The sequence below is a fragment of the Streptomyces sp. YIM S03343 genome (assembly GCF_054729195.1).
On the sequence record NZ_JBPUKX010000003.1, the window covers coordinates 260,973 to 283,706 of the forward strand.

Annotated in this window: 18 protein-coding genes; 16 read left to right on the forward strand and 2 right to left on the reverse strand. The window is 73.7% G+C overall.

All coding sequences use genetic code 11. The features are described from left to right. Nucleotides 1-25 precede the first annotated feature (25 nt). The gene (locus tag ACSYGN_RS41330) at nucleotides 26-1,543 is read left to right on the forward strand and encodes an FAD-binding oxidoreductase (RefSeq protein ID WP_460406140.1); all 1,518 of its coding nucleotides are present in this window, start codon (nucleotides 26-28) and stop codon (nucleotides 1,541-1,543) included. Next, nucleotides 1,540-2,982, forward strand: a complete 1,443-nt coding sequence (locus tag ACSYGN_RS41335) for an acyl-CoA dehydrogenase family protein (RefSeq protein ID WP_460406142.1) — start codon at nucleotides 1,540-1,542, stop codon at nucleotides 2,980-2,982. Before ACSYGN_RS41330 ends, ACSYGN_RS41335 begins: the two co-directional genes overlap by 4 nt. 131 nt (nucleotides 2,983-3,113) lie before the next feature. On the opposite strand, the gene ACSYGN_RS41340 is transcribed toward ACSYGN_RS41335, so the two are convergent. After that, nucleotides 3,114-4,112, reverse strand: coding sequence for an NAD-dependent epimerase/dehydratase family protein (locus ACSYGN_RS41340; protein WP_460406144.1), 999 nt, complete (start codon nucleotides 4,110-4,112; stop codon nucleotides 3,114-3,116). A gap of 221 nt (nucleotides 4,113-4,333) precedes the next feature. Between ACSYGN_RS41340 and ACSYGN_RS41345 the strand changes: the two genes are divergently transcribed. Then, nucleotides 4,334-5,098 carry a glucose 1-dehydrogenase gene (locus tag ACSYGN_RS41345; protein WP_460406146.1) on the forward strand — a complete coding sequence of 255 codons (765 nt, stop codon included), beginning with the start codon at nucleotides 4,334-4,336 and terminating at the stop codon, nucleotides 5,096-5,098. Nucleotides 5,099-5,834: 736 nt separating this feature from the next. On the opposite strand, the gene ACSYGN_RS41350 is transcribed toward ACSYGN_RS41345, so the two are convergent. Next, a complete protein-coding gene (locus tag ACSYGN_RS41350; RefSeq protein WP_460406148.1) occupies nucleotides 5,835-6,902 on the reverse strand; it encodes a ScbA/BarX family gamma-butyrolactone biosynthesis protein in 1,068 nt (355 codons plus the stop codon). A gap of 198 nt (nucleotides 6,903-7,100) precedes the next feature. Here ACSYGN_RS41350 and ACSYGN_RS41355 point away from each other — a divergent pair, with 198 nt between their 5' ends. The 13 genes from ACSYGN_RS41355 (at nucleotide 7,101) to ACSYGN_RS41415 (ending at nucleotide 22,589) form a co-directional block, all read left to right on the forward strand. After that, the gene (locus ACSYGN_RS41355; RefSeq protein WP_460406150.1) at nucleotides 7,101-7,763 is read left to right on the forward strand and encodes a ScbR family autoregulator-binding transcription factor; all 663 of its coding nucleotides are present in this window, start codon (nucleotides 7,101-7,103) and stop codon (nucleotides 7,761-7,763) included. Between the two features lie 139 nt (nucleotides 7,764-7,902). After that, nucleotides 7,903-8,220, forward strand: coding sequence for a LysR family transcriptional regulator (locus ACSYGN_RS41360; RefSeq protein WP_460406152.1), 318 nt, complete (start codon nucleotides 7,903-7,905; stop codon nucleotides 8,218-8,220). A gap of 399 nt (nucleotides 8,221-8,619) precedes the next feature. Next, nucleotides 8,620-10,167: an FAD/NAD(P)-binding protein gene (locus ACSYGN_RS41365; RefSeq protein WP_460406154.1), complete on the forward strand. Its 1,548-nt coding sequence runs from the start codon at nucleotides 8,620-8,622 to the stop codon at nucleotides 10,165-10,167. Between the two features lie 176 nt (nucleotides 10,168-10,343). Next, the gene (locus ACSYGN_RS41370) at nucleotides 10,344-11,156 is read left to right on the forward strand and encodes a class II aldolase/adducin family protein (RefSeq protein ID WP_460406156.1); all 813 of its coding nucleotides are present in this window, start codon (nucleotides 10,344-10,346) and stop codon (nucleotides 11,154-11,156) included. Nucleotides 11,157-11,264: 108 nt separating this feature from the next. Further along, on the forward strand, nucleotides 11,265-12,449 hold the full coding sequence (gene aroC / locus ACSYGN_RS41375) for a chorismate synthase (RefSeq protein WP_460406158.1): 1,185 nt from the start codon (nucleotides 11,265-11,267) through the stop codon (nucleotides 12,447-12,449). Nucleotides 12,450-12,457: 8 nt separating this feature from the next. Beyond that, a complete protein-coding gene (locus ACSYGN_RS41380) occupies nucleotides 12,458-13,624 on the forward strand; it encodes a 3-dehydroquinate synthase family protein (protein ID WP_460406160.1) in 1,167 nt (388 codons plus the stop codon). Then, nucleotides 13,621-14,934, forward strand: a complete 1,314-nt coding sequence (locus ACSYGN_RS41385; RefSeq protein ID WP_460406162.1) for an IS701 family transposase — start codon at nucleotides 13,621-13,623, stop codon at nucleotides 14,932-14,934. Before ACSYGN_RS41380 ends, ACSYGN_RS41385 begins: the two co-directional genes overlap by 4 nt. A gap of 26 nt (nucleotides 14,935-14,960) precedes the next feature. After that, on the forward strand, nucleotides 14,961-15,620 hold the full coding sequence (locus tag ACSYGN_RS41390; protein WP_460406164.1) for a transketolase-like TK C-terminal-containing protein: 660 nt from the start codon (nucleotides 14,961-14,963) through the stop codon (nucleotides 15,618-15,620). Next, a complete protein-coding gene (locus ACSYGN_RS41395) occupies nucleotides 15,617-16,630 on the forward strand; it encodes a transaldolase family protein (protein WP_460406166.1) in 1,014 nt (337 codons plus the stop codon). The genes ACSYGN_RS41390 and ACSYGN_RS41395 overlap by 4 nt, the downstream gene beginning before the upstream one ends. A gap of 190 nt (nucleotides 16,631-16,820) precedes the next feature. Continuing rightward, nucleotides 16,821-17,777, forward strand: a complete 957-nt coding sequence (locus ACSYGN_RS41400; protein ID WP_460406168.1) for a helix-turn-helix domain-containing protein — start codon at nucleotides 16,821-16,823, stop codon at nucleotides 17,775-17,777. Between the two features lie 148 nt (nucleotides 17,778-17,925). After that, nucleotides 17,926-20,046, forward strand: a complete 2,121-nt coding sequence (locus tag ACSYGN_RS41405; RefSeq protein ID WP_460406170.1) for an AfsR/SARP family transcriptional regulator — start codon at nucleotides 17,926-17,928, stop codon at nucleotides 20,044-20,046. Nucleotides 20,047-20,439: 393 nt separating this feature from the next. Then, nucleotides 20,440-20,688 (forward strand): hypothetical protein, encoded by a 249-nt coding sequence (locus ACSYGN_RS41410; RefSeq protein WP_460406172.1) that lies wholly within the window; start codon nucleotides 20,440-20,442, stop codon nucleotides 20,686-20,688. Nucleotides 20,689-21,383: 695 nt separating this feature from the next. After that, nucleotides 21,384-22,589, forward strand: coding sequence for an IS701 family transposase (locus ACSYGN_RS41415; protein ID WP_460406248.1), 1,206 nt, complete (start codon nucleotides 21,384-21,386; stop codon nucleotides 22,587-22,589). Nucleotides 22,590-22,734 lie beyond the last annotated feature (145 nt).

Sequence of the window (22,734 nt, forward strand, 5' to 3'; positions counted from 1 at the left end):
CCCAAGGAACGCCGAGGTCCGTCACATGACCATGCTCCCCGCAACCGGCGCTCCGCACCGGCCCGCTGCCGATGTCGGCCTCCGGAAGGTACTGGCACGCGTCGGGCAGACGGTGGGCGCCGACCGGGTGACGCTGCCCGACGAGAAGACGACCCACGTCCCGGTCACCACTCTCGGACCGAACACCGGCCGGTACCGCTCGCGTTCGGTGTTCGCCGTCGTCCGGCCCCGCACCGCCGACGAGGTGCGCGGCATCGTCGAGTTGTTCGCCGACAGCGGGGTCGCCGCCCCCCTGCACACCTACAGCACCGGGGCCAACTGGGGGCTCGGCTCACGTGAACCCGCCCGCGACGGGGCGGTCGTCCTGGACCTGTCCGGCCTGGACCGCGTCCGGGACATCGACGTCGCCCGGGGCTGGGCCGTGATCGAGCCGGGCGTCACCCAGGCCCGGCTCGCCGGGCTCCTCGAGGGCACCGAGCGGATGCTGAACGTGACCGCCTCCTCCGCCCACACCAGCGTCGTGGGCAACGCCCTGGACCGCGGTGTGGGACTGCGCCATCAGCGGGTTCACGACCTGCTGGGGCTAGAAGTGGTGCTGCCCAGCGGTGAGTTGGTGCGGGTGGGCTGGTGGCCCGAACCCGGCCGCCGTCCCACCCCGGTCTACCCCCACGGACTCGGCCCCTCGCTGGTGCAGCTGTTCGTGCAGTCCGACCTCGCGGTGGTGACGGCCGCCACGGTCAGGCTGCTGCCGCGCCCGGAGGAACTGCGCGTCGTCCGCCTCAACTTCGCCCCCGAACGGCTGGAGGCGGCCACCGCCGAGCTGCGCCGCTGGGTCGCCCAGGGCCTGGTCCGCGGTGTGGTGAAGGTGTACAACGAGGCGGCCGCCCGCCCCTACGGCAGCCCGGCCGGCCAGTACCTGGTCCATCTGTGCGTCGACGGCACCCGCCAGGCGGTGGACGCGCTGACCGGCGTCGTCACCGCCGAGGCCACGCGCTCGGGCCTGTTCACCGAGGTGTCCGACAGCGACGCGGCGGACCCGGACGCCGAGAACCACGACATCGCCGTACGGGTGGAGCGCGCCTACGCCGGTGACCCGGACACCACGGACGCGCTGTTCCAGGCCAAGACGGGCCATCCGGCGGCACGGTTGGACGCGAAGGGCGGCTTCCTGTTCTTCCTCCCGCTCGTGCCCTTCACCGGGCAGGCGATCGCCCGGGTCGGCGAACTGCTCGACCAGGTCCGCGCCGAGACCGGGGTCCGCTGCGGGGCCACGCTCAACGCGCTCGACGCGGATGTCGTCGACTGCGTCGTGACGATGAGGTTCGACCGCGAGGACGAGCAGGCCACCGCGAACGCCCACCGGGCCCTGGACCGGCTCTACGCCCTCTTCACCGGTGAGGGGTTCATTCCCTACCGCCTCGACGTGGAGCACACCGAGTGGGTCGGCAGGCTCGATCCCGGCACGGGGGAGCGGGCCCTCGCCCGGCGCCTGAAGGATCTCCTCGACCCGCATCGGGTCATCGCCGCCGGGCGCTACGCGTGAGCGCGCCCCACCGCCAACGGTGGCTCTCGGGGGACGTCCAGGACCGCGCCGTAGGCCGTAGGGACCTAGCTGTAGACCGCCAGGACCGAGCCGGTCACCGACGGGACCGCGCCGCGCTCCGCCGGGACCGTGCCGCGGCGGCGCACGGCGTCCTGACCGCCGGTCAGATCCTGAACCGGGCGCGGGCCGTGGTTCCGCTGCTGCGCGAACGCGCCGCGGAGATCGAGGAGAACCGGCAGCTCCCGGCCGACGTGGTGGAACTGCTGCGCGGCACCGGGGTCTTCCGGATGGCAGTGCCCCGGGCCTACGGCGGTCCGGAACTGGACGCCGTGCAGCAGACGGAGGTCATCGAGGCCCTCGCCGCCGGGGACGCCTCCGCGGCCTGGTGCGCCATGATCGGCATGGACACCGGGATCTACGCCGGTTTCCTGGGCGAGGACGTCGCCCGCCGGCTGCTGGCAGACCCCGACGCCGTCACCGCCGGGGCGATCATGCCCATGGGACGGGCCGAGCGTGTGCCCGGCGGCTACCGGGTCACCGGGCAGTGGCACTTCGGCAGCGGCATCACCCACTGCACCTGGGTCGTCGGCGGTGTCCTGGTCACCCGCGACGGCGAACCCGAGCCTGGTCCGCCCGGCACACCGGGCAACTGGCGGATCGTCATCGCACCCCAGGAGGACTTCGAGCTCCAGGACACCTGGTACGCCACGGGGCTGGCCGGCTCGGGCAGCCACGGCTACCGGGCACAGAACCTGTACGTCCCCGAGGAACGCACCTTCAGCTTCGCCTCCCCCCGCGTCACCGGCGCCGCCGCCGGCCCCGACGCGGTGCTGCGCAACATGCCGGGCGTGCCGCTGGGCGTGGCCCGCGCCGCCCTGGACGACGTACGGCGGCTGGCCGCGGCGCGGATCGACCGCGCCACCGGGACGCCGTGGACCGAGGACTACCGGGCGCAGACCACCATCGCCCGGGCCGAGATGGACCTGGCCGCCGCGCGTTACGCGGTCTACGGCAGCCTGCGCGAGCAGTGGGACACCCTCGAGGCGGGGCGCGAGCCGACTCCCGACGAGCGGGTGGCCACCGTGCTCGCCCGTGTCAACGCCTTCCGCACCGCGCGCTCGGTGGTGGCCGGTCTGTTCGACCTCGTGGCCACGGCCGCCGTCCACCGGCCGTCCGTGCTCGACCGCAGGCTGCGCGACCTGAACGCCATGTGCCAGCACGTCATGGCGCAGGAGGAGGTCCTCCAGTCCGCCGGTGCCCATCTGCTGGGCGGCACGGCACGCAATCCGTACAGCGTCGGTGTGGTCCCGGGCCCCGGCCCCTGCTCCGGGCGGCTGCGGGGGCCGCGGGGCGACGGTGGTCGCCGAGCGGCGGAGGCGGGCGGTGCGCTGCCTGTGGTGCGGGCGGGCGACGGTGGCCGTCGAACGGAGGAGGTCTGATGCCGCCCCCGCTCCGGCCCACCGCCGGGATCCGTCCCCGCTCGTGGGCCTGCCCGGGTGCACCGGGCGCACCGGGCAGGCCCACGTGGGCCCGGACGGGACCGGGCTACCGGTGGGGCCGCCGTCCCGGCCTACCGGGCCGCGGCGGAGACCGGTGCGGCGGCGCACTGCCGGCCGGTGAGGTAGGAGCGGTACCAGGTCCTGCTCGGGGCGAAGTCCTCGGCGAAGGTCCTGCCGGGCGTCTGCCCCAGCAGTCCCCACAGCCGGGAGGTGTCGTACCAGTGGTCGACCGTCAGCAGCGACAGTCGGCGCCGCCAGTCCGGGTCGTCTCGCGCGGCGGGCCAGACGGCCGCCTGTGCGTGCGAGACCTCGCCGCGGGGCAGCCGCATACCCATTGCGCGCGCCGCAGCCGTGAACAGCTCCCGCCCGCTGACCGGCTCGGGCCGTCCCACATGCAGAACCTCGCCGTGCGGCAGCCGCGACGACAGTGCGAGGCGGGCTGTCACCCGGGCCAGGTCGTCGGCGCCGATGACCGACATCAGCGCTCGGCCGCCGTCCACCCAGTGGGGCAGGACGCTCATGAACCGCACCATCGACGGCACCACCCACATGTCGCCGGCGCCGTAGACCAGGTGGGGGCGCAGCACCAGGCCGTGCGCGGCCAGCACCTGCTCCTCGCCGGCGAGCCGGGTGACGCTGGTCGGCGAGGCCGGGCCGACGGCCAACTCGCCCTCCGCGGCGTCCAGATGACGGCCGTCCCGGTAGACGGCCGTGGTGCCCAGTCTGATGATCCGGGTGACGCCGGAACGTTCCGCCTCGGCGAGCAGTGCCCGGGTGCCCGTGTCGTTCACCGCCCGGCACCGTTCGGGGCTGCCGCCGATCTGCGAGGCCAGGTGCAGCACGGTGTCGACGCCGTCGCACAGGCCGTGCAGGGAGGCGGGGTCGCACAGGCTGCCCCGGTGCACCTCCACCGGGCCGGTGCCGGGCAGCCGCGGCCGCTTGCGGTGGACCAGCAGGCGTACCCGCGGTGCTCCGCGGTGCGGAGGGGCGGAGGCGGAGGCGAGGAGGGCGGCCACTCTGGCACCTATGAATCCGGTGCCCCCCGTGATCAGAATGCGTTGTCCTGCCATGTGCTCGTCCCTTTCGGCTTCAGCCGCGTGCGGGTGCGGACGGTTCAGGCGCGCGAGGCGCGCGGAGGGCTGCTTTTCGGCCGCGTGAGTCAAGTCGGATCGACGGGCGGCAGGGCCCCGGAAGAGCAGGTTTCGTACCCGGGGCGGACCGGGAGCAGAGGGATCAGGCCAAGTGATTGCCCGAGCGATAGCGGAAGGCCCTACTCCGATAGCTTGAGATCATGACGCAACGGGGCCTCCTCGCAGGCAAACGTGCCTTTGTCACGGGGGCCAGCAGCGGCATCGGAGCAGCCGCCGCCCGGGTGTTCTGCCGCGAAGGAGCGGCCGTGATGCTGGTGTCCCGGCGCGAGGACCGGCTGGCGGCCCTGGCCGAGGAGCTACGGGGCAAGGGCTACGACGTCGACCACGTCACTGCCGATGTCGCGCGCAGCGACGAGGTTGCCGCCGCCGTGGACCGGACGCTGAGCCGCTTCGGCGGGCTGGACGTCGCCTTCAACAACGCCGGTGTCGGAGCGGCCCAGATCCCGCTGCATGTCATGACGGACGAGCTGTACGACACGATCATGGACACGAATGTGCGGGGGGTGTGGAACTGCATGCGCCATCAGATCCCCGTGATGCTCCTGCGAGGCGGAGCGATCGTGAACACCAGCAGCACCGCCGGACTGGTCGCCACACCGGTCGCCGCTCCCTACATCGCCTCCAAGCACGCCGTGCTGGGACTGACCAAGGCGGCGGCCGCCGAGTACGCGGCGCGGGGCATCCGCATCAACGCGATCGCGCCCGGGTCCACGCACAGCGAGATGATCGACGCCTGGCTCGAGCAGGAGCCGGGTGCCCGGGAACTGCTGCTGAACGCGGCTCCCCTGCCGCGCATCGCGGAACCCGGGGAGGTGGCCGAGGCGGCTGCCTGGCTGTGCAGCGACCGGGCCTCGTTCGTGATCGGTGCCACCTTGCCGGTCGACGGCGGCTGGACGGTGCGCTGACCGTGGCGGAAGTGTCGGGAGCGTCGGGAGTGACGGGAGTGGCGGCCTTGCCCTCGGGGCAGGCGGATGCGGTGACGGAGACGTTGTGCCCGGGGCGGGCCGGCGTGCGGGAGAGGCACGGCGCATGACGGTGACGGACGCCAGACCGGGGCAGGTCGGACACGGACCGAGGGGAGCGGCGCTGCGGTGCGCTCGTCGACCTGGGCACGTGTCTCCTCGCGTGGACGGCGAGGCCAGCCGGACGTCCTCCTCCTTTCCGGGTTCTGTTCGGCGTTCTGTCCGTTCTGTCATAGAGAGCGGGACACCCGCGTGCGCGTTCCATGCCGTGCCGTGGCACGGAACGCGCACGCCGGGAACCCGCGGGAAGCGACGGCGGGGCCATCGCGGAGAGCGGTGCACCGGCTGCGGCTGGACGGTTGCTGTCGGGGAAGGACGGCAGGCTCCGGACGGTGCTCCGGATGGGCGGCCTGTCCCGCGGGCCCTGACCTGCGGAGGAACGCCCCGACGAACACCCCGACGAACACCCCGACGAGTGTTGTGCGGACTGGACGGCCGACCGGGTGGACGCACGGCACGGCGCGGTGGTGGGGCACCGGGAGCCTGGGCCGGGGAGCGTTCACGCCGGCCGTCGGCGGGCGGCCCGAGCGGGGGGAGGAGCGGCCGAGCCGGGCGTCCTCCCGGGCGGCGGTACCCGTGGCGACCTGCGGAGGGAAAGCCCTGGTCCGCGGTGCGGGGCCTAGCGGGTGACAGCCTGCTCGAAGCCGATGGTGAAGGCGAGCTGTCCGTTCTGGTGGCCCGTCACGTCGATGCGGGCCGTGCCGTCCTCGGCGATGCCGGGAGCGGCCTCGATGCGGCACGGCGCGCCGAGTTCCACATAGCGGCTGAACGTCATGTGCGACGCCTGGGGGCTGAAACGCCCGGTCGCCGCGGCCAGGTGGGCGGCCTGCTGGGCGGCCTCGACGAGGACCATGGCCGGCAGATGGTCGTTGGGCCGGTCGAAGAAGAGCTGGTTGGACGGGTCGGCGCGCAGCAGCCACCTGCCCGCGGCGTCGTCGGGGGTGAGCACCACGTCGCAGGCCCGGCCGCGGTGCACGGTCGGCGGGTCGACGGGGGCGGTGAGTGCGGTGAGCGGTTCCAGGGCGGCGGTGGTGGCCAGCTCGCCGCGTATGCGTGCGTACGCGGCGGGTGACGTGATGCTGAACCGGATGGATCCGCTGCCGACCGTGCCGTCCGCCGACCTGAGGACCATCTCCATCCGTGCGCTCGCCGGCACGCTCGCGCGCCGCCGCACCTCGGTGACCTCCACCTCCAGCGTCAGCGCGGGGGCGCCGGCGGGTCCGGCCGGCAGTCGGCCGGGCTCGAAGCGGTGGGACAGCTCGTACATCACGAAGTGGTGCCCCAGCGGCACGCCGAGCCCCGCGTGCGAGACGAGGAGTGTGGTCTGGCGGATGGTTTCCAGGACGAGCGAGGCGGTGTACCGGCCGTCCGGCGTGAGGTACAGGGCGTGCTCGCGCGGCCAGCGGGCCGAGACGGTGAAGCTCGTGTCGCTGTGCTGTGCCAGATGCGTAGGCAGTACGTCGTGAAGATGCGCGCGGTGCACGAGCGCCTTGTCGACCGGAAGAGCCGGGGCGACCGGCCTTCCCGCGTGGACGGGAAGAGCCGGGGCGACCGGTGTTCCCGCTGCTGCCGCGCCGGAACGCGCGCTGTGTGTCCCAGTCCCCCTGCGTCCGTTCCGTATTGCCGTAGCCGTAGCCATAGCACTCGAGGTCATTGCCGCCTCTTTCCGAGAGAAGGTGCGTGACATCTGACGAGGTGCATGAGGCGTGGAGTATGGCTGAATCCCCCCCGCGGTCGGTAAGGTACAGGCATGCGGGTTTGTTTTTCAATGGAGAAAGACGAACCGGCACAAGGACACGGTTGCCGCCCCTCCAAGGGCGGCCGGGAACAGATGGGAGGCCTCGTGGCACGACAGGAGCGTGCGCTCAGGACCAGGAAAGCGATCTTGGAAGCGGCCGGAGAGGTCTTTGCGGAACACGGCTACGCGGGGGCCACGATCTTCGACGTCTACAGCAGGTGCGGAGTCACGAAGGGAGCCTTCTACTTCCACTTCCCCTCGAAGGTGGAGCTGGCCCAGGCCGTACTGGACGAGCAGGTGAGTGGTCAGATCAGTTATCTGGACATGCCTCCGGCCGATCATCCCATCAAGCTCCAGGAAGCCCTCGACTTCGGGCTGCTGGTGGCTCATCGGCTCACCTTCGACCGGATGCTGCAGGGCAGTATCCGGCTCGCGGTGGACCAGGTGCACGAGATCGACCGCCGCGTGCCGTACCAGGCGTGGATAGACGCGCACACGGAGATCCTCACGGAGGCCGAGGGGCGCGGGGAACTGCTGCCGGGCGTGGACGTGTCCGACATCGCGCAGATGATCGTCGGCGCCTTCAGCGGGGTGCAGCTGATGTCGGAGGTGATGAGCGACCGCAGTGATCTGGAGCAGCGGATCGCCGTCCTCTACCGCTGCCTCGCCCGGTCGGTCGCGACTCCGGAGACATTGGCGGAGCTCGACATAAGCCCCGACCGGGGCAAGCGGCTCATGGCCAGGGTCGACCGGGTGAGACAGGAGGCACAGCAACAGCAGCAGCAACAGCAACAGCAACCCGTCGAGTGAACGAGTCCGCCGCAGGACATGGGACGGGCCGGCGGCGGACCCGCATCCTGAACGTGCCCCGCCTGAGCCTCGAAAGAATACAGCCGGGCTGGTATGTTATGTGCTGTCGGGGAACGTGACCGGGGAAGGGAGCCGTGTCATGCAGTTTCAGCACTTACGTGCATTCCGCGAGGTGGCGGCGGAGCTGAGCTTCACGCGGGCGGCACGGAACCTGCACTACGCCCAGTCGACCGTGACGGCCCAGATCAAGGGCCTCGAAGAGTCCGTCGGCACCGAGCTGTTCGACCGCAGCCGCCGTCAACTGGCGCTCACCGAGGCGGGGGTGATACTGCTGCCGCACGCCGAACGCATCATCGCGATCGCCGAGACGGCCCACCGCGAGGTCCGCGCCGCACAGCAGCTCCCCGGACTGCACGGCCGACCCCGCCATCGCCCCGTCGGGCGCGCCGTGCTCTAAGACCTTTCACGCCGGCGACCGGCGACCGCTGTGGGCAATCGTTCCGCATGGGGGTCCCCCCTGCTCGAAGAACTTGGGGGAGGAACGGGTGGGCACAGCCCCCAGCGCCGGGTGCCCCCACAACCCCCGGCCACTGCCCCCACGGCGGCGGCCCGAAGCCCCACCACGCGAGGCCCGCGACCTCGCATCCCTCCCCGCAACGCGGCCGATCCCTCAGGACCGGCCGCTTTCCTGTTGCCGGAGAAACCGCGCGCAGCGACGCCGCCGTGAAAGAACCGGTGCGCGTGATTCCGCCAAGGCCGGTGCGCTGCACGGCAATTGAGCAGCCAGACCACTACCTACAGTCACTCGCGTCGAGCGCATCCGCACGGCACCCCGAGGCCGATTGGTGACTGACACATGCCCCCAGGAATATCGATCGGCGTCGTCGGTGGCGGCGCGGCCGCCGTCTGCCTGATCGACGCGCTGGCCCGCAGCGAGGCCGGCCCGGGCAGCCTCACCGTGTTCGAGCCGTCGCGGCACCTGTGGCGGGGCAGGGCGTACCAGGCGGACAGCGACACAGTGCGGGTGAACGCGCCCCCCGACGACATGTCCGTCCGCGCAGGGGACCCCGGCCACTTCGCACGCTGGCTGGCCGGTCGCGACCGCACCACAGATACCACCGGTACCGCCCAAGACGTCGACCGCTTCTCGGGCACCCGCTTCCCGCCCCGCCAGATCTACGGGGAGTACCTGGAGGAATCCGCCGACACCGCCGTGGACACCCTGCGGCGCGGCGGCTGGCGGGTCGAGACCGTCCCGAGTGCTGTCACCGAGGCCGTCAGGGAGTCCCGCCGGGTGCTGCTCGGCACGGGTGGCGGACCGGCACGCGCCTTCGACTACGTGGTCCTGTGCGTCGGCGGTGACGGCCCCACGGACGTCTACGGGCTCCGCGGCGTCCCCGGTTTCGTAGCCGACCCCTACCCGGTCTCCCGTTCGCTGCGGCGGATCGGCGCCGACGAGCACGTGGCGGTGATCGGCAGCGGCCTGACCGCCGTCGACATCGTGCTCTCGCTCGCGGCCCGCGGGCACCGCGGCCCCATCAGCCTGTTGTCGCGGCGTGGCGTGCTGCCGGGTGTGCGGCAGCGGCCCGCCCGCTTCCGGCTGCGGCATCTGACGCCCGAGCGGGTGCGCCACGAGGCCGCGGTGCGGCGGGAGTTGACCCTCGGGGACGTCGCCGCGGTGCTGCGGGCGGAGCTTCACGAAGCGGGGGCCGATCTCCGCACCGTCGTCCGCGAGATCGACCGGGTCGACCTGGAGGACCCGGTGAACCGGCTGCGTCGGCAGATCGGCGAGGTGGACTCCTCGAACCTGGGGCTGCGCATCCTGCAGCGCGCCGTACCGGAGACCGGCCCCGACCTGTGGCCCGTGCTGCGCGAGCAGGACCGGCTCCACATCCTGCACGCGCACTACCGCACCGTCATGAGCCTGTGCTGCCCGATGCCGCCCGGCAGCGCGGCGGTGCTGCTGGACCTGGCCGAGGCGGGGCAGCTGAGGACGGTCTCCGGGCTGCTCGGCGTCGTGCCGGCCGAGGAGGGCGGATTCGACGTCCTCGCGGCCGACGGAACCGAGTTCCGCGCCACGAAAGTGATCAACGCCGTCCACTCCTCCCGGGCGCGCATTCCCACCGGTGCCCTGTCCCTGGTGACCTCGCTGGTCGAGGCGCGCGCCGCCGGCCGCCATCCGCACGGCGGACTGCAGCTGGCCCGGGCCACCAGCCGCCTGACCCGCGGCGACCGGCCCGACCCGCGCCTCTACGGGCTGGGCACCATCGCCGCCGGCGCCCTGTTCTTCACCTTCGGTATCCCCTCGCTGGTCGACCGGAGCCAGGACATCGTCACGGCGATCCGCGACCACTCCGCCACCGCGACCACCGTTCTCAGCGGGGCCCGGCCGACCACGGTCTGACCGGACCGGACCGGACCGGAACCGAACCGGGACCCGGAACCGAACCGGGACCCGGACCGAACCGGGACCCGGACCGAACCGGGACCCGGACCGAACCGGGACCCGGACCGAACCGGGACCCGGACCAGACCCGGCACCAGGAACACGGCACGGCACCAGGAAGGAAACGTTCTCCGATGACCACGACCGTCAGCGAGCACCGTCCGTCCCATCTGTCCGACACAGCCACCGGCCTGCCCATCCCCGCCGAACCCCGGTTCGCCACGCACGAGGAGGCCCGCCGGCACCGCAAACAGCGACTGGCCGCAGCCGTGCGGCTGTTCGGCAAGTACGGGTTCGGCGAGGGGATCTCCGGCCACATATCGGTGCGCGATCCCGCACACGAGGACCGCTTCTGGGTCAACCCGTTCGGCATCTCCTTCAGACAGGTCCGGGTCGCCGACCTGATCTGCGTGGACGCGGACGGGCAGGTGGTCAGCGGCCACCACCCCGTCAACCCCAGCGCGTTCGTCATCCACTCCCAGATCCACGCGCTGCACCCGGACGTCACGGCCGCCGCCCACGGACACACCCCCCATTCCCGGGCATTGGGCGCCCTCGGCCGTGTGCTGGAACCCATCGACCAGGAATCCGCTGCCTTCTACGGCCGCCAGGTGCTCTACGGCGACTACGAGGGACCCTCCGTCTCCGTCGCCCAGGGCCGCGACATCGCGCAACGGCTCGGCGACAACCGGGCCGTCCTGCTGCGCCACCACGGGCTGATCACCGTGGGCGGCTCCCTGGACGAGGCGGTGCACTGGTTCTTCACCTACGACAGCTGCGCCCGGGTCCAGTTGCTGGCCCAGGCAGCCGGCACCCCGCAGACCCTCACCCACGGGCAGGCGCTCGCCGCCCGCGACGGATTCGGCGACGAACAGCTCGGTCACTTCAGCTTCCGGCTGCTGTGGGACGAGATCGTCGCGGAGCAGCCCGAACTGCTCGAGGAATAGCAGGCATTGCCAGCACACCCGGCACACCCGGCACACATGCCCCGCCCCCCGCCCGGTTCCGGTCCGGCCGCACCGGCCGCCCACCCGAACCCCGACGAAGGAAGCACATTGTCCACTCTGCGATGGCTCACCGCCGGTGAGTCGCACGGACCGGCCCTGATCGCCGTGCTGGAGGGGCTGCCCGCCGGTGTGCGCACCTCCACCGGCGAAGTCGCCGACGCCCTCGCACGCCGCCGCCTGGGGCACGGCCGGGGCGCCCGGATGACGTTCGAACGTGACGAGGTGGCCTTCGTCGGCGGAGTGCGCCACGGCCGCACCCTCGGCAGCCCGGTCGCCGTCCGCGTCGCCAACACCGAATGGCCCAAGTGGCAGACCGTGATGGCCGGCGACCCCGTACCCGCCGAGGCACTCGTCGGCCAGGCCCGCAACGCGCCGCTGACCCGGCCCCGTCCGGGCCACGCCGACCTGGCCGGCATGCAGAAGTACGGATTCGACGACGCCCGGCCGGTGCTGGAGCGGGCCAGCGCCCGGGAGACCGCCGCGCGGGTCGCCGTAGGGAGCCTGGCCGAGTCGTTCCTCCGGCAGGCGTACGGAATCGGGGTGGTCAGCCACGTCGTCGCCCTCGGGGGACACCGTTCGGCCGGCACCGAGCTGCCCGGGCCCGACGACACCGCGCGGCTCGACGCGGACCCGGTGCGCTGCTTCGACCCCGAGGCCTCGGCCGCCATGGTCGCCGAGATCGATCGCGCGCACCGCGCGGGGGACACCCTCGGGGGGATCGTGGAGGTCCTGGTGCACGGCATGCCGCCGGGCCTCGGCTCCCATGTGCACTGGGACCGCCGGCTGGACGCCCGCATGGCCGGTGCGCTCATGGGCGTCCAGGCCATCAAGGGCGTGGAGGTGGGCGACGGTTTCGCCCTGGCCGACGTGCCCGGTTCCCGGGCGCACGACGAGATCGTTCCCGGCGCGGAGGGGGTGCGCCGCGCCACCGGTCGCTCCGGCGGGATCGAGGGCGGCATCTCGACGGGCGAGGTGCTGCGGGTGCGCGCGGCGATGAAACCGATCGCCACCGTGCCCCGGCCGCTGGCCACCGTGGACGTGGTCAGCGGCGAGCGCGCCGTCGCCCACCACCAGCGCTCCGACGTGTGCGCGGTGCCCGCCGCGGCCGTGGTCGCGCAGGCCGTCACCGCGCTGGTCGTCGCGGACGCGGCGCTGGAGAAGTTCGGCGGGGACAGCGTGGCCGAGACGGCCCGCAACCACCGCAGCTACCTCACCCATCTGGCCGTCAAATGAGGCGCTTCATGACTCTTTCATCCTCCGCCCGCCCGGTGACCGCCCCGGCTGCTCCGGCTGCTCCGGCTGTCCCAGTCGCCCCGGCTGCCCGGGCTGCTCCGACCGCGCTCGCTGTCTCGCAGGAGACCGGCCCGGCGCCGTATCCGGTGGTCGTCGGCCACGGTCTGGCCGGGCACGTCGACCGCCTGCTGGGCGAGCACACCCGGAAGGTGGCGCTGGTCCACCCGCCCGCGCTGGCGCCCGCGGCCCAGCACGTCACCGGTGAACTCCGGCGCCACGGACGCCAGGTGGTGCCGCTGACGGTGCCCGCCGGCGAGAACGCCAAGGACGCGGGTGTCCTCGTCTACCTGTGGACGTGCCTGGCACAGGAGGGCCTGACCCGCTCCGACGCCGTCGTCGCCCTCGGCGGCGGCGCGACCGCCGACCTGGCCGGCGTCCTCGCGGCCACCTGGCAGGGCGGGACCCCCCTGGTCCTGGCGCCCTCCACCCTGCTCGGCATGATCGGCGCCGCGGACGGCGGCCGCGGCGCACTGAACATCCCCCAGGGCAAGAATCTCGTCGGCACCCGCCACGAACCCGCCGGTGTCGTGTGCGACCTCGACCTGCTGCGTACGGTGCCGCATGCCGACCACGCGGGCGGCCTGGCCGAGGTCGTCAAGACCGCGCTGGTCGCCGACCCTGCCGTACTGGACCTGATCGAGGCCGACCCGCGGGCGGCCACCGACCCGGAGAGCGACCTGACCCGGGATCTCATCGAGCGTTCGATACGGCTCAGAGCCGGCCTCGCCGCCGACGCGAACGGCCCCGGGGCCCGCGCGTTCCTCGGCTACGGCCACACCCTCGGCCACGCCCTGGAACACACCGAGGGCTACCGCGTCCGGCACGGCCACGCCGTTTCCATCGGCATGGTGTACGCCGCCGAACTCGCACGCGAGGCCGGGTGGCTGGCGGACCACCACGTGGCACGGCACCGCCATGTGCTGCGCTCGCTCGGACTGCCGACCTCCCATCCGCGGCACGCCTGGGAACGGCTGAACGCCGCACTGAGCACGGAGGGCGAGACCCCGGCCAGGCGGCTGCGCTTCGTCGCCCTGCACGCCCCGGGCCGCCCCGGCTTCCTGGAGAACCCCGATCCGGCCCTGCTGCACGCCGCCTACATCCGGGTCGCCTCATGAACCCTGCTGCCTCGCCGGGAGCGCGGCCCGCCGGCCCGGCCTCGGCCGCCCCGGGTTCTGTGGTTCCGGCCTCCCCCGCCCCGGCCCCCGCCCTCGTCCCGGTCCGCGCGCGGTCCCTGGCCGCGGCCCCGCCCGCCCCGGGCGGGGAGGACGGGGCGGGCGGCGAGGTGGCCGGCGGGGCGGCCGACGAGCTCCTGGGGCTGGTGCTGGGGCGGCTGCCCCGGCGGGACCAGCGGCGCAGCGGGGAGCTGTACATCCGGGGGCTGCTCGCCGCCACCGGCCGTAAGAGCATCCGCAACATTGCCTCCCGCACCGGCTCGCCCGCCGACGCGCAGCGGCTGCACCACCTGGTCAGCGGCTCGACCTGGCCCTGGCGCCCGCTGCGGGCGGCCCTGGCCGGGCACATGGTCCGTCTCGCACCCCCCGCGGCCTGGGTGGTGCTCACCGCCACCACTCCGCGCGCCGGCCGCACCGGCGTCGGAACCGACCACTTCGCCGATCCGCGTACCGGACGGTCCGTCAGGGCACAGCGAGCCGTGGGTCTGTGGGCGGCCACCACGCAGGGCGGCTACCCCGTCGACTGGCATCTGCGGCTGACCACCCGCTGGCTCGACGACCCCTGTCTGCGCCGGCAGGCCGGCATCCCCGGGGACACCGTCGCCGTCAGCGAGGCGGAAGCCGGCCTCGCCCTGGTCCTGGAGACTGTTCCGGACACCGGGCGGGACCAGCCACCGGTCCTGCTGGACGTCCGGCACACCGGGGCGGGCCGGGTCACCGGACGGCTCGCGGCGGCCGGAATCCCGTACCTGCTGCGCGTCAGTGCCTCCCAGCTGCTGACCGCCCTCACCGCCGACGGCCGCCCGGCCGGATCCCTCGCCACCGCCCGGCAGTTGGCGGCCGGGCAGCCCGCAGGCCGGTGGAGCCGTGTTCCCGCCCCAGGATCGGCGGCAGGCGTGCGGGAGGTGGCCCGGCTGTCCTGCCGGGCGGCCGACGCGCCGCCCGGTCCGCCGCACCGGCAGGTCCTGCTGGTGCAGAAGGACCCCCACGCCCGCCAGGACGCCGCCTTCTGGCTCACCGACCTCGTCGCAGCCCCCGCGGCGGAGCTGGCGCGGCTGGCCGCCGTCCCCGCCCGCGTGGCCCGGGACGTGACCGGCACCGGTCGCCGGGTCGGTCTGTACGACTTCGAGGGGCACACCTTCGCCGGCTGGCACCGACACCTCACGCTCGCCTCCGCCGCCCACGCCGTCGCCCTTCTCAAGTGCGGCCGGTTACAGGCCGAGCCCCGACCGCTGACCGACGTCGCCTGCTGAAGCGTGGGCGCGTCCGAGGAGAACTGATGACCGCAACGTTCACCGAGCACGGCGCAGCCCCGACGACAGGACCGGTGCGGACCGGGGCGGACCGCTGTGCGGTCGACGCCGCCCGGACCCCGACCGCCGAAGCGGCACAGGACCCGGCACAGGGCCCGGCACAAGGCACGGCACACGGCCCGGCACCGGACGACGGTGCCGCACGGGGCGGCTACGTCCTGGTCGAGGCCACCGGTGGACCGCCCGAGGCCGTCCTCGTCGCCGCCGGTGGCGAGGACGCCGTAGCCCTGGAGGCGCGCCGCATCCTCCAGGGCGAGGGCACCCCCACCAGGGTGGTGTCGATGCCCTGCCCGGAGCGGTTCGCCGAACAGGACGAGGAGTACCGGGAGTCGGTGCTGCCCTCCGCCGTCGTCGCCCGGGTGTCGGTGGAGGCGGGTATGACGTTGGGCTGGTACGCGCTGCTGGGCGGCGTCGGTGAGGCCGTCGGCGTCGACCGGTTCACTCCCGGCGCCCCCTACCGGAGGCTGTACGAGCAGAGCGGTCTGACACCGGAACGGGTCGCCGCGGCTGTTCGCGGCAGCCTCGCCCGCGCCGACCGTGCCGACCGTGCCGACCGTGCCGACCGTGCCGACCGTGCCGCCCGTGCCGCCCGCGCCGCCCGCACCGCCCGCGGAGCCGGGCGATGAACGCCGCCGCACTGTACGTGCCCGGGACCGCGGCAGCCGCGGCAGCCGGTGCCCCGGGCCGGGACGCGGCCTGCGGAGGACCGCTCGGCACACTGCTGCACCAGCACACCCCGGCCGCCGCGCACGGCGCCGAGGGCATGCCCGTGCCGTACCCGGCGTACGACCGTCATGTGCGGGACCTGGCCCGCTGCCGGCGGACCACCGGCGGCGCGCTGGGCGAGCTGGTCGTGCACGCGGCACGCAGGGCCGCCGACCGGCTCCGGGAGTGCCATGAGGCGTCCGGGGGCGCGTACGGGTACGTCTGCGCCGCCGTGCCGGTGCGGCTGGCGCACGATCCGCGGGGCCTGCGGGCCGGAGCGCGTGCCCTGTACGACGCCGTCGGCCGGCCCAACCTGATGATCCGTGTCCCGGCCACCGCACCGGGCTGCCTGACGGCGATCACGGCGTGCCTGGCCGAGGGCATCGGCGTCCACGCCGGACCGGTCGTCTCCCTGGAGCACTATGCGCGACTGACGGACGCGCTGCTCACCGGGTGGGAGCAGGCCGCGGACGCCGGGCACGACCTGGCCGCCGTACCGGCCGCCGTGTCACTGTCCGTGGGCACGCTGGACGAGGACGCCGGGCAGGGGACCGGGCCGGCCGGCCGGGGTCCGGCCGCCGCCACCGTCCACCTGGCCCGCCGGATCCGTGAGGAGACGCACCAGGGTCCGCGCTGGCGCGCACTCGCCCGGCTCGGGGCACGCCCGCACCGGCTGCTGTGGGATGCCGCCGTCGTCGTGCCGCCGGTGTGGCCCGGCGACGGGCAGGACCCCGGGCAGGCCTGGCGGGTCCTGGAGGAGCTGCCCCGGCACGGTGTGAGCTACCGGACGCTGACCGCCGACGCGGAGCGGGCCGCCCTGGCCCGCACGGCCCGCCAGGAGCAGGCCGTCGCCCGCTCCGTGGCCGCCGCCCTCGCGGCCGCCGCCGGACGCCTGACGGGGGCCGGCTGCCCCGGCGACGTCGGCGTCTGAGCCCCCGGCGGGGAGGTGGCGCGGCCCGGTTGCGGGGCCGCGCCACCTTTTCGCTCCACAACCCGACCCCCGGAACAACCGGCCTCCCCGATCGAACTCTCCGATAGGACGGCAATACCAGCATGCGGGTATGTTTCCATGGTGGGGTGATGGGGCGTCCACCCGACGGCCGCTTCGTCCCCCCGCACGGATGGAGGTCACCGCAGTGCCACGCCTCGACGCATGCCAGCCCGCCGGAACGCTGCTCGTGGACAGCCCCGCACCCTCTGTCCGCGGGGGAGTGCAGATCGTCAGGGAGCACGACGAGCCGCTTCGCGGGATCACGACGACCCGTCATCTCGGCGGGCTCCGGGTGGCCCTGGTCAGCGGCGGACCCGGTGAACTGATCCGGCCCGCGCGGCTGATCGGCGCGCGCACGGCGGGCTGCCTGCGCGTCCTGCGGCCGTTGACCGGCGAGGTCTGGGTCTTCCAGGACGGCCGGCACGGCACCGTACGCGCCCCGCAGCTCGTCTGCTACGACAGCACCCGCCCCTACAAGGTGATCATGCCCGAGACCTTCCGGCTGGTGGACGTCACCGTGCCCCACCGGCTGGTCGGCCTGACCGCCGCCGAGGCCGACCGGGTGACCGCCCGGCCCTGGAGCGGCACCGAGGGCCTGGCCGCCCTGCTGTCCGCGCTGCTCGAAGGGCTCGACCGGCACGGCACCGAGGTCGAGACCGCGGTGGACCTGCTCGGCGGCAGCGTCGCCGGGCTGACCGCGGCGCTGTTCGCCGAGCGCATGCGTGAGGTCGCCGAGGACTCCCAGATCGCCCGGCAGGCGCTGATGCTGCAGATCCAGGCCTACGTCCGCCAGCGGCTGGCGGAACCGGGACTCAGCCCGATGACCATCGCCCGCGAGCACAACGTCTCGCTGCGCTACCTGCAGAAGATCTTCCAGGAGTACGGCAGCAGCCCGGCCAGGTGGATCCGCGACGAGCGGCTGGCCCGCTGCCGCGCCGAACTCGCCGACCGGTCCCTCGACCACCTGCCGGTCGCGCTCGTCGGGGAGCGTTCCGGACTGTACGGCGCCTCCCACTTCAGCCGGCTCTTCCGCGACCGCTACGGCACCACCCCCAGCGAATACCGCAGGGATCGGGGCGGCTTATGAGCCGCCCCGGCACCGGCGCCCGCAGCGGTACCGCCACCGGCGCCACGACGACCCGCACCCCGCACTCTCGATCCCCAGAACCCGCACGCCTCACCGCCGGCCGTCACGGCCGCCGCACGACGTGCGGAACGGGAAGGAGCACAACGCAATGAACGCAACCGCACCGGACGGCGCGCTGCGGATCGGGGTGCTCGGACCGCTCGAGGTCCACGCCCGGACAGTCCATGCCCAGACAGTTCACGCCCAGACAGTCCATGCCCAGACAGAGGACCGCACCCCCACCGCGCCCATGGCACAGCGCACCCTGGCACTGCTGCTGCTCAACGCCAACCGCCTGGTGTCCACCTCGGCGCTCATCGAGGAACTCTGGGAGGACGACCCGCCGCGCCTGGCCCGCAAGACGGTGCAGACGTACGTCTACCAGATGCGCAAGGCGCTCAGGTGCCCGTCCGATGCCGACGACCGGGTGCGCACCCTGCCCGGCGGTTACCGGATCGATCTGCGGCCGGGCGAGCTGGACCTGTGGGAGTTCGAGCACACGGTCGTCCGCGCGCGGACCGCGCTCAGCGAGGGCGACCCGCGCACCGCGGCCGCCCTGCTGCGCGAGGTGCTCGCGCTGTGGCGGGGCGAGCCGTTCGCCGGTCTGGAGACCGGGCCCATGCTGGCGGCCCAGATCGCGACGATCGCCGAGGCCCGGCTCAGCGCCCTGGAGCTGCGGATCACGGCGGACCTGCAACTGGGCCGCCACCGCGGTCTGGTGGGGGAACTCCTCCAGCTCACCGCCGACCATCCGCTCAACGAGGAGTTCACCGCGCACCTGATGCTCGCCGCCCACCGTTCCGGGCAGCGCGCCACGGCCCTGGAGGCGTTCACCCGGCTGCGTCGCCGGCTCGTCGACGAGCTGGGCATCGAGCCGTCCGAGCGGCTGCAGAGACTCCAGCAGGCCGTCCTCAGCGAATCCCTGCCGCAGCCTGCTGCCGCGCCCTCCGCGCTGCCGTCCGTGCTGCCGGACGACGCCATGGCCTACGCACTCTCGGTTGCCCCGCCGACCCCGGCGCCCCTCGGGTCCCCGGTCCCGCAACCCCACGTCGCCAAGGCCGCAGCCGCCGCCTCGCCTCGCCAACTGCCGCTGGACATACCGGACTTCATCGGCAGGGTCGCGGAGGTCGAGCGGCTCGCCACACTCGCCGGACCGACCGGCACACAGGCGGCCGGCACACAGGCGGCAGGCACACAACCGACCGGCACACAGGCGGCCGGCAGCCCGGGGCAGGATGCTCCCGCTGCCGGGCCCCGAGTGCTGGCGGTCCTGGGCCCGGCCGGCGTGGGCAAGACCGCGCTCGCCGTGCACAGCGCTCACCGGCTGGCCGCCCGATTCCCGGACGGGACGCTGTACACCCGCCTGCACGACGCCCAGAACCGTCCCCGGGAGACCGCTGCTGCCCTGGGCACCCTGCTGCGCGGCCTGGGGGTGGACCCGGGCGGGCTGCCCGACGACACCGACGAGCTCTCCGGGATGTTCCGTGCCGTCAGTTCCGGCCGGTCGCTGCTGGTCATCCTGGACGACGCCGCGAGCACCGACCAGGTGCTGCCGCTGCTGCCCGCCGACGGACGCAGCACCGTCCTGGTGACCTCCCGGGTCCGACTGCCGGGTCTGCCCGGCGCCCGGAGCCTGTCGCTCGGCCCGCTGCCGCCCGCCGACGCCGCCGCCTTCTTCACCCGGCTGGCCGGTGCGGAACGCCTCGCGGCCGACCGTGACCTGCTGGAGCGGGTGACCACGCTGATGGGCAACTTCCCGCTGACGCTGCGCACGGTGGGCGAGAAGTTCGCGGCGCGCCCGATGTGGACGCTGCCGGACCTGGCCCGCGGCCTGACCGACGAGGGCCACCTGGCGGCGGAACTGCACGACGAGGCGTGCGACGTGCTCGCGCGGGCGTCCGGCGCGGTCGCCCGGCTCCCGCAGTCGCTGCACCGGGCGCTGTCCGTGCTGGCCTCGGCCGGACCCGACTCCTTCGGCATCACCACGGCCCGGCGGCTGCTGGGCGGGGACACCTGGTCCGTGCAGTCCGTACTCGGCCAGCTCCTGGACCATCACGTGGTGGTGCCGTTGCAGCAGTCCGCCGCCGACGACACCGCTGTCGAGTACCGGGTCCCGGAGCTGATCCGCCTGGTCTTCCCTTCCCCCGACGACGCCGAACTCCACGTCTTGCCCGGCAGGGACACCCCGGGCCGCCGCTCCGTGGCGGGCGTACTGACCGTGGCGGGTTAGTCATCACCCCGCCGCCCCGCCCGCCACGAAGCGCGCCCACGGTCGCCCATGACCGGGTGCGCGGCTTCGCCGACGGCCCGCGCACTCCGTACCCGCCCCGTCCTACGGCGGCGGGCCGGTCCACGGTGCACAGGACGCCCCGTGGTGCGCGGACACCCCGCCTGGAACGGCTGCCGACCTTCCACCGGCCGCCGGTCGTCCGGCTGGCGGGCCGGGGCTCCGCCGGGTCCCGGACGGTGTCCGGAGTCCCCGGAGTCCGTCCGTGCCGGTGGGGCGGTGGATGTCCCTGGCAGGGGCTTGGACTGTGCTTCGCCTGCTCTCGACCGCGCGGGCGGACGCTGGGCGCGGGCGGCGGCGTACGCCGTCCGGACGACCCGAGGACGAGGGGGCACCATGCGCTACAAGGGCGACGAGGAAGACCTGGCGCCACCGGCCCGCTGGCTGATGGTGCCGGCGGGACTGGACATCGAACTCGCCGTCCCGTGCGGCGCACAGCGTCCGCGGGTCGGCGGCTCAGCCTCCGCGTCATCGTGTACGGGGGAGGAGCACACCGGCCGGCCGGCCCGCACCTCGTCCCCGGCCGTCTGCCGCCACTGCGGCGCACCCCGGCCGACGACGGTCTCAACCGTGCGCCGAGGATGAGTGGTCAGCACATCGTTTCGCCCTGCGGTGCCGGTGCCGGTGCCTGTGACAGCGACCGCGACGGTGGCTGGGGCGGCGGCCGGTGCGGTGGCGGTGGCAGGTGTTCGGCACAGGTGTGCCTGGCCGTCGGCTCCGCAGTGGCGGTGCCGCACGTACCGGGTACGCCCGTCGGGCCGTCCGACCGGCCTCCGTCCGCCCCGACGTCCCCGTCCGGTGCTCCGTCCCCGTCCCCGTCCCCGCGGCCGCAGTCGCAGTCGCAGTCGCAGAAGGCCGGGTCCCGCCTCCCCGCGACGCCCCTCGCCTCGTACGGCCCGGCGTCGCCCGCCACCCACTGCCCCGCTCCTGTCCGCAGCCTTCCCGCGCATGGTCGCCGTCCTCGTAGAACCGGATCTGACCTGCGCATTTCCCGCCCCTTGGTTCTGTCTTGGACGCCTGCTCGGAGGCTGCCATCACAACCGGACAAGGGGCGTGATCGGACCGGCGCCCGGCCGGTGGCAACCGCACAGAACGCAGGTCGCGGCCAGAGCGCCGGGGCCGCCGACCGAGTGAGGTGGACGGGGATGCAGACCAAGGCGGACACACGCATACGGGGCGACGAGTTGCCCTATCCGAGGCCGGAACCGGCACGGCCGGTGTTTCACGAGCAGGCCCTGCACCAGCAGGCCCTGCACGAGAAGGACCTGCACGAGAAGGACCTGCACGAGAAGGACCTGCACGAGAAGGACCTGCACGAGAAGGACCTGCACGAGAAGGTCCTGGAGGAGCTGGCCTCGGTGCTCTTCAAGTCCCTGCCGCGCAGTGACCAGCGGCGCAGGGGCCTGGAGTACGTCCAGGGACTGCTCGGCGTCGAGGGACGCAAGTCCATCCGCAACATCTCCTCGCTGTTCGGAGGGGAGGCCGCCGAGCAGAGCCTGCACCACTTCATCAGCGGCTCGACCTGGGCCTGGGAGCCGGTCCGCCGTGCCCTGGCCCTGTACCTGGAGGAGATCTCCCCGGCCCGCGCCTACGTACTGCGTCCGATGGTGATCCCCAAGGCCGGCGACAGCTCCGTGGGCGTGGACCGCCGCTTCTGCCCGGGACACGGCCAGATCATGAACGCCCAGCAGGCGGTGGGCGTCTGGGCGGTCTCCGAGGAGCACAGCACACCCGTCAACTGGCGACTGCATCTGTCCGAGACCTGGCTGGAGGACGAGACCCGCCGCCGGCAGGCGGCGATTCCCGAGACCACGCTGCCCGAGACCCTCGACCAGGCGGGCGTGGAGGCCTACGTCGACATCACCCGGGACTGGGGACTGCCGGTGCGTCCGGCGGTCATGGACGCCCGTGACGCCGACGTCGCCGGTACCGTACGCAGGCTGCAGGCCAGCGGCGCGCCGATGCTGCTGCGTGTCGGCGCCAACCTGGCGCTGTCCGCCGTGGACCCGGGCATGCCGCGCACCACGGCAGGACTGGAGACCACGGCACATCAGCTGATGCTCATGGCCCGCTCGCTGCGCCAGCCCGTCATACAGCGTCGGCCGGGCCCGGCGGGCACCGCCGTGCACACCGCGCTGACCGCCGCCGTACGGGTCCGGCTGCCCCGGCGTTCCGTCCGGCGCGCCGGACGGTCCGGCGACCTGCTGCTGCTCGGCGTGGGCGAGAACCGCGGGCGCTGGCCTGCCGAACTGTGGCTGACCGACATCACCGACCTGCAGCCCGCGCAGCTCCTGCGGCTCAGCCGGCTCACCCAACGCGTCGACCGGGACTTCGCCGAGATCGCCGAGCGGGTGGGCATCAGGGACTTCTCGGGCCGCTCCTACAGCGGCTGGCACCGGCACGCCACCCTCGCCTCGGCGGCGCACGCCATCGCGGTGCTCACCGGCGCGGCCGAGCGGCAGACGGAGGTGGCCAGGGCGTCCTGAACACCGGGGCGCGGAGTGTACGGGCCCGTACGGCGCCTGTCAGCCGCCGTACCGGCCGTTGCGTCAGCTGTGGTAGCGATCCGGCCACCGAGCTGACGGATTGACCGGGCGTGCTTTGGCGCCCCCCGAACTCCCGGCACACGAT